We start from the raw sequence: 11,595 nt of genomic DNA, 5'->3' as shown, positions 1-11,595 counted from the left end.
GTGTCGTAGCAGCCATAAGCGCCCAAGTTTTCGTCTGGTGGGGGACCCAATCACTCGAAAAACAGCCACCTTGGTGGCGTGTCGGCGGGTTGCTCTTTACACTGGCTGTCGGGATATACTCATTGTTCCTTGTCAATGATGCGCCCCTTGCCATACGCATCAGTTTTTATTGCCTATTCTATGCAGTTATACACCTGATGGTGCTTCGTATACTGCTCAAAAGCCCGTATCGCGCACGCACTGGCTATCGCTTATATGCTGGTATCGCTTCTATCTTGTTGGTTCTGTATGGCCTGCGCATCCAGTTTGCGTTTGATACGCCATTCAACGAAACCACGCTGTCCCATCGCTATATCTTCGTCTACTACATGATTTTGATGGCCGAGTTCGTCAAATTTGTGACCTTTATTTATCTTTGCTTTGAGCGGCTCGAATACACCTTGTGCCAACTGGCTTTGCAAGACACGCTCACTCAACTCCCCAATCGTCGTGCCTTTGTGACCCAAACCACTCAACGTCTTGAAGACGATACCGTTCACGCCTTGTTATTGGCTGACTTGGATAACTTTAAAAGTATTAACGACGTGTATGGCCATCTCGCCGGTGACCAAGTCCTGATCGCTTTTAGCCAGCATTTACAGCATATCGCTCAACAAGAAGGCGCCTTGTGCGCGAGAACGGGCGGAGAAGAATTTATCCTGTTATTGAGTGGGGATTCAGTTAAACGCGTTCAGCACATCGCATTGCAGCTTCGCCGACAAATTGAAGCCTGCCAAGTCAGGACAGAACAAGGACATATCATTCGCTTTACCGTCAGTGTGGGTGTCGCTATCCATCGCCGCCATCAGCCTGTGACAATAAATCAGCTATTCGAATGTGCCGATGGCGCGCTTTATGAGGCAAAAGCACGTGGCCGGAATCGGATCGAATTTGCCCTCACCGAGCATCAAGCCGCGCCGTCAAGTGTCGCCCCCATGCGAGCCACAACCTCTATTCCTTGCGAAGAGTCGAACACAGATCTTCCTAAACGTTATCTCACACGACAATCTTTGACATAATGGGGAGTCAGACATCCTAAGGAGATCATGTAATGGACGAAAATGCCGACACGCTGCTGAACTTGCGTGTGATAGAGGTAGGTGATTACCAGCCAGTTGCAGAACTGATGGATCTCGTTTTTCCCGATGTTGGGGGCGCGTGGCCCAAGAGTACTATCATGCAATTGGTGACCGCGTTTCCGGATGGACAAATCTGTATTGAAGACAATGGTAAGATTGTCGCCGCGGCACTCACGCTAAAAGTGGCTTATAACCGCTTTTCTCTTCCTCATACTTACGCGGATATCATCACCGATGATGGGGTGGTATTTCATGATGCCAAAGGGGATGCGCTCTACGGCCTCGATGTCTTTGTTCACCCTGATTATCGTGGTCACCGCTTGGGACGTCGGCTTTACGAAGCGCGTAAAGATCTCTGCCAAGCGCTTAACCTCAAAGCTATTCTTGCTGGTGGGCGGATTCCCGGTTATCACAAGCATAATGACCTGACGGTCACTGAATACATCAACAAAGTGCGTCGTAAAGAAATCCACGATCCGATTTTGTCGTTTCAGCTGTCAAATGACTTTGATGTGAAACGTTTGATGAACCGCTATCTCCCAGAGGATGGTAAATCCGCAGGTTATGCCACTCTGTTAGAGTGGGATAATTTCTTTTATGAAGAAGATGCCTCATCCGTCCACGATATAGAGAAAACCATTGTTCGTATTGGGGTGGTTCAATGGCAAATGCGTCACGTGCTCTCCGTCGATGATCTGCTGAATCAGGCGGAGTTTTTTGTCTCATCGCTATCCAATTATCAATCGGACTTTGCCCTATTCCCTGAGTTTTTCTGTGCGCCCTTGATGGGACTTGCCCCAGAAAAAGGCTCTGTAGAAGCGATCCGCTTTTTAAGTGAATTCACGCAGACAATTAAGCAACGCTTCTCGCAACTTGCCGTTACTTACAACATCAATATCATTGCAGGCAGTATGCCGGTACTAGAAGATGAAAAGTTGTACAACGTGTCATACCTGATGCATCGAGACGGCAGCATCGATGAACAGTACAAAATACATATCACGCCGCATGAACAGCGAGACTGGGTGATTGATGGCGGCGAAACCGTCAAAGTCATTGAAACCGATGCAGGGCGTGTGGGGATCCTCATCTGTTATGATGTCGAATTCCCTGAACTGGGACGCATCCTCGCGGAACAAGATGTTCAGATCCTCTTTGTCCCCTTCTGGACCGATACCAAAAACGGCTATCTACGCGTTCGTCTCTGCGCTCAAGCGCGCGCGATTGAGAACGAATGCTATGTCGCCATTGGAGGCAGCGTGGGCAACCTCCCTCGAGTAGATAACGTCGACATTCAGTATGCTGAGTCAGCAGTATTCTCGCCGTCTGATGTGTATTTCCCCCACGATGCAACACTCGCCGAAGCGAATGCCAATACAGAAATGATGATCTTTGCGGATGTCGATTTAGACAAACTTAAAATGCTGCACGAGCGAGGTTCAGTCACCAACCTCAAGCACCGTCGACCAAAACTGTATGCCAATCACCTGAGTCAGGAGTAAAGGCTTTTGCCCCGTCAATTGCGGGGCAAATCACTTCTATTTATTGGCCTTGCTCACATTGTGAACAAAAAGAAGCACAACAAACGCCTAATTTTTACGACACACCTTCCAATCACTAACTACCATTGATTAAAAAGCAACCAATTTGGCTTACCTATCCAGTCGGCTAATTAATCATTGAGGTGAAAGGCCATGAAGCTCAAACATAGAATGCTCGTCAGCTTGCTTGGCGTGGGCATCGTGCCTGCGTTGGTGATCACATTGCTGTCGCTTAATACGGCATCATCCTCGCTCGAAACTCAAACGTTTAACCAGTTAGAAGCACTGCGAGAGGTGAAAAAATCTGCAGTGGAGCGCTACTTTAAAACCGCAGAAGGGCAAATCATTACCACAGCGGAAATCCCTTCTATCGCTGATGCGATGGCTTCCATGAGCCAAGCCTTTACCAACTTGGCCTCTTCAGATACGGCCGCGTCATCATCGTTAGTCCGCTATTATCAGCAGAACCTAACCAGTAAGTTACAAGCGACTGGCAACACAACCTTACCGAACGCACAAGAAATTGTCTCGCAGCTTTCGCCACAAACTATTGCCCTGCAAAACGCGTATTTGGTGAATAACCCCAGTCCCGTCGGCGAAAAAGGGAATTATCAAACCAGTCGCCAATTGCCCGCTTACGATCGCGCTCATCAAGCTATCCACCCCTTTTTAAGAGACGTCCAAGCGAAATTTGGCTATTACGACATTTTTCTCATTGAAGCGCAGCGGGGCACGGTGGTTTACTCGGTCTCCAAAGAGGTCGACTTTGGCACCTCGATACTCACCGGGCCTTTTCAACGCTCAGGGCTTGCCGAGGCTTTTAAACAAGGCCGTCAACTTAGCAATGGCGATGCCGTGATTATCGATTTTTCGCCCTATTCTGCTTCCGCCAATGCTCCCGCTGGTTTTATGGCGTCACCTGTCTACCGCAACAATCAGTTACTAGGGGTGTTAGCGTACCAATTCCCCATTGACCGATTGAGCGAAATCATGACCGAGCGTGATGGCTTAGGCCAAACCGGTGAAACCTATTTGGTGGGTAGCGACGGATTAATGCGGTCCAACTCATTTTTAGACCCAGAACATCGCACCGTCTTTGCTTCGTTTATGAACCCCGCCGAAGGTGCCGTCAACACGCAAGCCGTTCAACGTGCAATTAACGGAGAAAAAGGCATTGATATCATTAGCGATTATAACGGTAATCCCGTTTTGTCTGCTTATGCACCGGTGACCGCTGGAGGGCTAACCTGGGCGATCATTGCAGAAATGGACGTTAAAGAAGCCTTTGCTGCTTTAAACGCGCTCGAACTTTCTGTCGCGGTCATTTTTGTGATTGCCGTGATGGGTATCGTTGCAACCGCCATTATCTTTGCCCGCAAAATTACTCGTCCGATTGGCGGTGAACCTGAAGAAATGGAAAAAATTGTGCAAACCATTGCCGATGGCGATCTCACCGTCTCCTTTAATCAAGATCCGAACGCGACTGGTGTTTATCGCTCAATGCGAGAAATGACCAAAAACCTCACCGCAATGGTGTGTGATATTATCGGCGCTACCAGCCAACAAGCCGCAGCGGCCGAACAACTGTCAGCGTCAACCGTTGAAACCTTGACCAACTTCGAAGCGCAAAATGCACGTACTGAACAGGTTGCGGCAGCGATGGAGCAGATGACCGCGACCGCCAATCAAATCTCATCCAGTACCTCTTCCACGGCCGATGCCGCGGAGAAAGCGCGTGAGATGATCCACGATGGTGACAGTCAGGTCTCACTCGCCGTCGATTCAATGCGTGACTTAGTCGCGCGATTACAAAGTGCGCGCACCAAATCTGACTCGTTAGTCCGCAGTGCGGAAGACATTTCAGGCATTTTACAAACCATTGGACAAATTGCCGATCAAACGAACCTACTCGCGCTTAATGCGGCCATTGAAGCGGCACGTGCGGGTGAGCAAGGACGCGGATTTGCGGTGGTTGCCGACGAAGTGAGAACCCTCGCGCAAAGTACACAAGACGCGACGGGTGAAATTGCCCAATTGATTGAAAACTTGCAACGCGATTCCAGCGACACAACGCAAGCAATGGTCGACAGTGCGGACGCTGCAGGCAATGTCTCGGAACGGGCAGAGTCGAGTATTGCATCGCTAAAACAAGCGGTGATGGCCGTCGAAGAGATCGCCGATATGTCACTGCAGATGGCGAGCGCCTCTGAAGAGCAATCCTTGGTCGCGACAGAGATCAATCAAAACCTCGAGGAAATTAACACCATGACAGGTGAAAACCGTCAAGCCATGGACCAGATCACGCAAGCAACACAAGACTTAAGTGCCCTTTCCCAAGTGCTCAAAGGCCATACCAGTAAATTTCATTGCCAAGGCAAGCTTGCCTAACGCTCACGCTCGGCACCTTATGTGCCGAGCACCTATCTTCTCCCACACAATCGCCTGACCTCGCGCAAACTCTCAACATTCGCTAGCACATAGAATGGCTATCTTGATAGAATCACCGCATTTCTGCGTAAGCGTAACAAGAGAGATTCCGAATGGGACGTAGTTTTGAAGTTCGTAAAGCGTCGATGGCCAAAACCCAGGGCGCAAAAATCAAAGTGTATTCAAAGTACGGTAAAGAGATTTACGTGTGCGCCAAAAATGGCGGTAGTGACCCAGACAGCAACCTTTCACTACGCCGTTTGATTGAAAAAGCGAAAAAAGACCAAGTACCTGGCCATGTGATCGATAAAGCCATTGATAAAGCCAATGGTGGTGGCGGCGAAAACTATGAAGTAGCTCGCTACGAAGGGTTTGGTCCTGGCAATTGTGCCGTTATCGTCGATTGTCTGACTGATAACAACAATCGCACCTATATGGACGTGCGCCAATGCTTTGTAAAGAATGATGCCAAGATTGGCTCACCGGGCGCCGTGTCACACATGTTTGAGCATCAAGCGGTATTTCAGTTTGCGGGCGACGATGAAGAAGGCGTTCTCGAAGCGCTAGTAATGGCAGATGTCGACGTGACCGATATTGAAGCAGAAGATGGTGTGATCACCGTATTTGCGCCGCATACAGAGTTTTTCAAAGTGAAAAACGCACTCAGCGATCACCTTGGTGATACGCCTCTGGACTTGGAAGAGATTACCTTTGTTCCTCAGACCAATACAGAAGTCAGTGGCGAAGATGTTGAACGTTTTGAAAAGTTCCTCGATATGCTAAACGACTGTGATGACGTACAAAACGTTTATCACAATGCTGAGCTCGTTTAAGCCGTTCACTCAAGGCGCCTTTGAAAAGGCGCCTTATTTCTCACCAAGTTGCTTGAGCAGCATTTGAGAGAACAACGCCCAGTTTTGCCGGAACTTATCTTCCCCCTGCAATAAATAGCTTTGCAAGCCAACCCCTAGAAAAAAGGCATCTACAACACGGATTGCGGTATCAATTTGGTGCTGAGGAATTTTGCCTTGATAGAAGTAATCTATCGCCCGAGTGTACTCTGCAAGTCCATGCTGAGAAAAGCGCTGTATTGACGCTCTGAACTGATCGTCAAATAACGCTTGCGCGGTGAAACTGTACATGGCTTTCATCGCATAAGGTTCGCATTTCATGGTGAGATACAAGGTATCACCCGTCACTTCGAGATAACTCTCAAAATCATCAAAATTCGCGGGCTCTGCCACCGCGAGAAACATTGAAATCAGCTCATCTACCGCAGCGTGTTTTACCGCATCTAGATTGTCAAAATGATGATAAAGCGCCCCTTTGCTGATCCCCGCCTTCTTACCTAACTTTGTTGCAGTTAATGCTGCAAGCCCCTCATTTCCAACAATTTCTAAGGTCGTCGAGAGAATTCTTTGCCGCATCGCCTGAGAAGCAATTTCGTTCTTATTCATCGTGATTTGATCAAAAAATGAAAGACTAGTTGAAAAAATAAAACATACCGAATGTTCATTCAATTTTATTTGCATAAAATGTGACCAATAACCGAATGTTTTTTCAACAGATCTTGGTGGGCAATTTGGAAGTAGTTGAAAGTTATGGCATTAAGGACAGATCAGTCAGTTAGGTGATCAAAAACAGCCTCCGAGCCCGTTTCTAGACGATCATTATTCGGTGACACATTACGCATAACACTCAGATAAAAGGCGGATTAGCGAGAGGAATGACACACATTGATCACCAACAGAGCTAACCTGTAGTTAAATAACAGGATGACAGGAAAGACTTTCAGAATGAGGAAAGGAGCGGTGATCGCATTAAACAACAGCAATGGTATCTGCATTGGGTGGCGACACATCGATTGTTAAGACTGCTGATCAGATTTAACAAGTTGATATACACGCGAATACGATGCCGTCCACAGACACTTCTGGGGCCAAGGTCTACAATAGTAATAGTGCAATGAGTCGGTGACGTTCGAATGAAATGGCAATGGTGTTTACTACTGACAATACTCGCTACACTTCCTGTGGGTGCGAATCCCACCTACGTGATTGGCGTGCAAAATTTCTCGCAGTATTATCCGTATTCCTCCTATGCAAACCGTAATTACTCTGGCTTCAATCGGGAGTTGCTCGATATGTTTGCCAAAACCCAAAATTACCGTTTTATCTATAAACCTCTCCCTTTAAAGCGCTTATATCACCGCTTTGTCGACGGGGCTGTCGATTTTAAATATCCCGATAATCCAAAGTGGAGCCCAGAAATCAAGCGTAAGTCAAAAATTTTCTACAGCGAGCCTGTCGTCAACTATATTGATGGCGTCATGGTCATTGATGACAACTATGGCAAGTCTCTTAATCGGCTTAAATATTTAGGTGTTGTGGCAGGGTTTACGCCTTATCCCTACCAGTCTCGGATCAGCGCCGGTCAAATTCAGGTTGATGAGAGTTACAAATACGACTCACTGTTGATGAAAGTGGTGAGCGGTCGCGTTGATGGCGGATACGCAAACGTTGCCGTTGCGCAATTTTACTTAGAGCAAATGGGATTTCAAAAAGGCTCGGTACGGTTTGACGATACCCTGCCACACAGCAAGGGCACCCGCCACCTTTCAACCATCAAGTATCCCGAAGTGATCGCCGAATTCAATCGGTTTTTAGTTGATAACAAAGAGGATGTCGAGGCATTAAAAGCCCGCTACGGACTCGAGTAACGAGTTTATCGCCATCCATCTGTATTCCCACTTCATTTCGCGCTCGGGTGTTGTATACTCGTAATCCTTCAAGATGCTGGTTGTTACAGCGACCAGCTTTCTGACTGTGCCCAACAACATGGATAGATATCGCGAAGGAGCCCCTTGAGTAACCAACTGATTAGTCTGGACCTGTTTTACGCGATTGAGCATTTGATGCCAGGGAAACGTACTGTCGCCCTATTCCGTAAATCCGTCAAACACCTTCCAGTAACAACCTTGCCTTTAACCCATTATGATTCTGCGGCAGGCTTACAATTGGCATTGTTTCGGCACTGCCGCAACTATGTCGCATTTACACAAGGCCACCCTATCTCTCCGGATTTTGATTTTTCGGGCAGTGCGGAGCAGATCTTGGCAGCAGAATCCGTCATGAAGGCCTTTATTCGAGGCGCTTACTGGTGGGTGGAGTATCACATGGCTCACTACCGTGACGATTGGAGCCACGAGCAAACCCAGCGTTGGCTAAAAGACCTGCGTTTACTCGTGCAAGTGGTTATCGGTATTGGCAATTGCACCAACGCGGAGTGGATCCTCACGCATCGAGGCCCCATTCAAGCTCTGACCTACGACACCCATTTAGAGCCATTTCTCGCGAGCTACGACTAGTTAGACTCGGCGTCTTGCGTCAGTGTGTTCACGCTGACGCTCTCACACTCATTCGTTACGATAGTTTCGTTTTTTCGTCACCTTAGTTGCGTAACCTCGTTCCAAACAGGCAATTAATTGGGCGACTGTGAAACGATTAAAGCGATATCAATACGAGCGTTATGCCATTTTATGCCGCGCGTCCTATCCGAGCTATTTTGATCATACCCATTATGGATTTAGCCCAAACGGACGACGGGATATCTATGATCGCTGGGGACGGTGCATTATTCGCGTGCTCTGGCGCGATGATGACGATGTGGTGGTGGTATTTCGCGGCTCACAAACCGCGTGGGACTGGCTGGTTAATTGCGCGTGTGGACCTAAGCAAATACGAATAGGTAATGTTAGGTGCTTTGTGCACTGGGGATTTCATTATCTCCTTACTCAAAAAAGCTTACCCTGGCAACAGCACAAGCGCCGCTATCAATCCATGACCACAAGCCAGTATGCGGATGTAGCGCAAGCGGCCGACACCTGCTCACTGGCAGGAAACACAGTGCTGGATAAGCTAGAGGCAGCACTCACGCCACTGCTCAAAGCCAACAAAAAGGTCTCCTTTATTGGCCATTCATCAGGAGGCGCAATGGCCGTCATTGCCGCCGCAATGCTTTATCCCTCAATGGGACGGGCAATCAAGCGCATTGTCACTTTTGGCCAACCGGCTGCCGGTATGTGGCGTTTTAAGCGATATTATCCTTTTCACACCAAAACCTACCGTATTTGTTGTGATGTCGACATCATTACATTTTTACCCGGTATTCCCATGCTGTATTGGCATGTCGGACGGCTACTTTGGCTACATGAGAACAAGATCTACACCGACACACCTTCCGTCGTTCGTGTACTACGCGTCTTGTTCAGCTGGCTAACCCGTCCGATTGCTTATCACTACATGGACAAATATATCCGACGCAAAGACTATTTTGACCAACACTGATCGTTTCATGATAGTCAAAACGTGACGCCGTCACTAAATACCGTTTATCCAAACCAATCTGTGATCGAGTTAACGGCCCACTTTCGTGTCCCAAGACTGTCACCCAACAGTCACCGCGGTTTCATATTGACTCGCCAGACTCTCGACCAACTTTGCGCCCGGTGGTGCAGAGCCTCGCTATCACTAAACCCATAAATACGATAACGAACAGAAAGGAAGTCATGTCGTGAGCAAGCATATTGATCAGCGTCCGCTGGATGCAGAACCCGAATTCAACCGTTTTATTGACGCCGCCGTGAGCCGTCGCCGCTTTTTACAAGGCGCAGGCGCGGCAAGTACCGTAGCTTTTTTCGCCGCTAACCCGGTTGCAAAGGCTGTGGCTGGCAGCTTGAGTAAAAGTGAATTACTCGGTTTTAAAGCCATCCCAACCTCGACGGCTGACACCGTCACTGTGCCCGAAGGATACAAAGCGGAGGTACTGGTATCATGGGGCGATCCTATCTTTGCCAATGCCCCCGCCTTTTCGCAGCAAAACGATGCCAGCACCCAAGCACAACAGTTTGGTGACAATAATGATGGCATGACATTTTTCCCTCTCGCCAATGATCGCGCCTTACTCGCCGTCAATAACGAGTACATCAACGATGAGTTTCTGTTTACGCACGGTGGTAAAAACATCTCAGCCGATGATTCGCGTAAATCACAAGCAGCACACGGCGTCTCTTTGGTTGAGCTAAAAAAAGTTGATGGCCGCTGGACGGTGAACCCGCAAGGGCGCTTAAACCGTCGTATTACCGCGTATACGGAGATGGCAATGACAGGCCCAGCCGCCGGTCATTCGCTGCTTAAAACCGCGGCTGATCCCTCGGGTAAAAAGATCCTCGGCACCTTTAATAATTGTGCCAACGGAGAAACGCCTTGGGGAACCTATCTCACCTGCGAGGAAAACTTTAACGGCTATTTTGCCAGCGAAAAAACCGTGACCTTGGGTAAAACCTATCAGCGCTATGGCATCAGCGATACCGATTGGGGATACGACTGGTACAAACACGACGAGCGCTTTGATGTCGCCAAACACCCCAATGAGCCCCATCGTTTTGGCTGGGTGGTCGAAATTGATCCTATGGATCCCAACTCAACCCCGAAAAAGCGCAGTGCACTGGGCCGCTTTAAGCACGAAAATGCCGCTCTCACGGTCAATGATGATGGCCATGTCGTGGTATATATGGGCGATGATGAACGTGGCGAGCACCTGTATAAATTTGTCTCTGACGGAAAATACGATCCGAGTAAAGGTAGCGCTAATCGCGATTTGCTCGAAAACGGCACCTTATATGTCGCGAAATTTACTGGCAGCGACGATGAGCTAAAAGGTCAAGGAGAATGGTTAGAGCTCACCTTTGGTAAAAATGGCCTAACCCCAGAAAATGGCTTTCCCGACCAAGCCAGTGTGCTCATTTTTGCCCGCGAAGCCGCGACGCAAGTGGGTGCAACCACCATGGATCGTCCTGAGTGGGTCGCCGTGCACGCCGACAACAAGCATGTTTTTTGCACCCTCACCAATAATAAGTACCGTGGCGTGAAAGACAGCCAACCATTAAACGCGGCCAATCCACGTACCAAAAACCCGTATGGCCATATTATTCGTTGGGCACCGACCCAAGGCGATCATACTCAGCCTACCTTTGAGTGGGATATCTTCGTGATGGCCGGCCACCCTGAGAAGCAATCTGGGTTAATGGCGGGTACCGATAACATCAACAAAGACAACATGTTTAACAGCCCGGATGGTATCGGCTTTGATCGTGCCGGTCGCCTTTGGATCCAAACCGACGGTGATTACTCCAACGAAGGAGACTTTGCGGGTATGGGCAATAACCAAATGCTGTGTGCCGACACGCAAACAGGGGAAATTCGCCGCTTCCTCACCGGGCCAACATCGTGTGAGATCACGGGACTAACCTTTACCCCTGACTCACGCACTATGTTTGTGGGCGTGCAACATCCAGGCGCTCACTTCCCCACTGGTGGTGATGCCATTCCTCGCTCTTCAGTCATCATGATCACCAAAGACGATGGTGGCGTGATCGGGACCTAACAGCCCCGCCACGAAATATCCGTACTGGCGCGATTTAAACAACGCTATTCAGCCCTTGTCCTGAC

General features: G+C 48.7%; 9 protein-coding genes. 8 read left to right on the top strand and 1 reads right to left on the bottom strand.

Annotation, left to right across the window (positions count from 1 at the left end):
* Positions 1-197: 197 nt before the first annotated feature.
* The 4 genes from E8E00_RS16410 (at position 198) to E8E00_RS16395 (ending at position 5,919) form a co-directional block, all read left to right on the top strand.
* Positions 198-1,058 (top strand): GGDEF domain-containing protein, encoded by an 861-nt coding sequence (locus tag E8E00_RS16410; protein WP_136588415.1) that lies wholly within the window; start codon positions 198-200, stop codon positions 1,056-1,058.
* 32 nt (positions 1,059-1,090) lie between these two features.
* The gene (locus tag E8E00_RS16405; RefSeq protein ID WP_096631812.1) at positions 1,091-2,620 is read left to right on the top strand and encodes a bifunctional GNAT family N-acetyltransferase/carbon-nitrogen hydrolase family protein; all 1,530 of its coding nucleotides are present in this window, start codon (positions 1,091-1,093) and stop codon (positions 2,618-2,620) included.
* Between the two features lie 192 nt (positions 2,621-2,812).
* A complete protein-coding gene (locus tag E8E00_RS16400) occupies positions 2,813-5,047 on the top strand; it encodes a methyl-accepting chemotaxis protein (protein ID WP_096631814.1) in 2,235 nt (744 codons plus the stop codon).
* A 152-nt stretch (positions 5,048-5,199) separates the two neighbouring features.
* Positions 5,200-5,919, top strand: a complete 720-nt coding sequence (locus E8E00_RS16395; RefSeq protein ID WP_077641132.1) for a YebC/PmpR family DNA-binding transcriptional regulator — start codon at positions 5,200-5,202, stop codon at positions 5,917-5,919.
* A 33-nt stretch (positions 5,920-5,952) separates the two neighbouring features.
* Here the strand turns inward: E8E00_RS16395 and E8E00_RS16390 are convergent, their stop codons facing one another.
* Positions 5,953-6,618 (bottom strand): TetR/AcrR family transcriptional regulator, encoded by a 666-nt coding sequence (locus E8E00_RS16390; protein ID WP_077481052.1) that lies wholly within the window; start codon positions 6,616-6,618, stop codon positions 5,953-5,955.
* Positions 6,619-7,070: 452 nt separating this feature from the next.
* Between E8E00_RS16390 and E8E00_RS16385 the strand changes: the two genes are divergently transcribed.
* From E8E00_RS16385 to E8E00_RS16370, 4 genes are all read left to right on the top strand, one after another.
* The gene (locus E8E00_RS16385; RefSeq protein WP_096631816.1) at positions 7,071-7,805 is read left to right on the top strand and encodes an ABC transporter substrate-binding protein; all 735 of its coding nucleotides are present in this window, start codon (positions 7,071-7,073) and stop codon (positions 7,803-7,805) included.
* A 144-nt stretch (positions 7,806-7,949) separates the two neighbouring features.
* Positions 7,950-8,453 carry a hypothetical protein gene (locus tag E8E00_RS16380; protein WP_069589796.1) on the top strand — a complete coding sequence of 168 codons (504 nt, stop codon included), beginning with the start codon at positions 7,950-7,952 and terminating at the stop codon, positions 8,451-8,453.
* A 127-nt stretch (positions 8,454-8,580) separates the two neighbouring features.
* Positions 8,581-9,432 carry an Mbeg1-like protein gene (locus E8E00_RS16375; protein WP_096631818.1) on the top strand — a complete coding sequence of 284 codons (852 nt, stop codon included), beginning with the start codon at positions 8,581-8,583 and terminating at the stop codon, positions 9,430-9,432.
* A 226-nt stretch (positions 9,433-9,658) separates the two neighbouring features.
* On the top strand, positions 9,659-11,530 hold the full coding sequence (locus tag E8E00_RS16370; protein WP_205907448.1) for a PhoX family phosphatase: 1,872 nt from the start codon (positions 9,659-9,661) through the stop codon (positions 11,528-11,530).
* The last annotated feature ends 65 nt before the right edge of the window (positions 11,531-11,595 follow it).

It is taken from the genome of Salinivibrio sp. YCSC6 (assembly GCF_004916735.1).
Lineage (GTDB): Bacteria > Pseudomonadota > Gammaproteobacteria > Enterobacterales > Vibrionaceae > Salinivibrio > Salinivibrio proteolyticus.
Note: the sequence above shows the minus strand (reverse complement) of the source record. Positions and strands in the feature narration are given on the sequence as shown.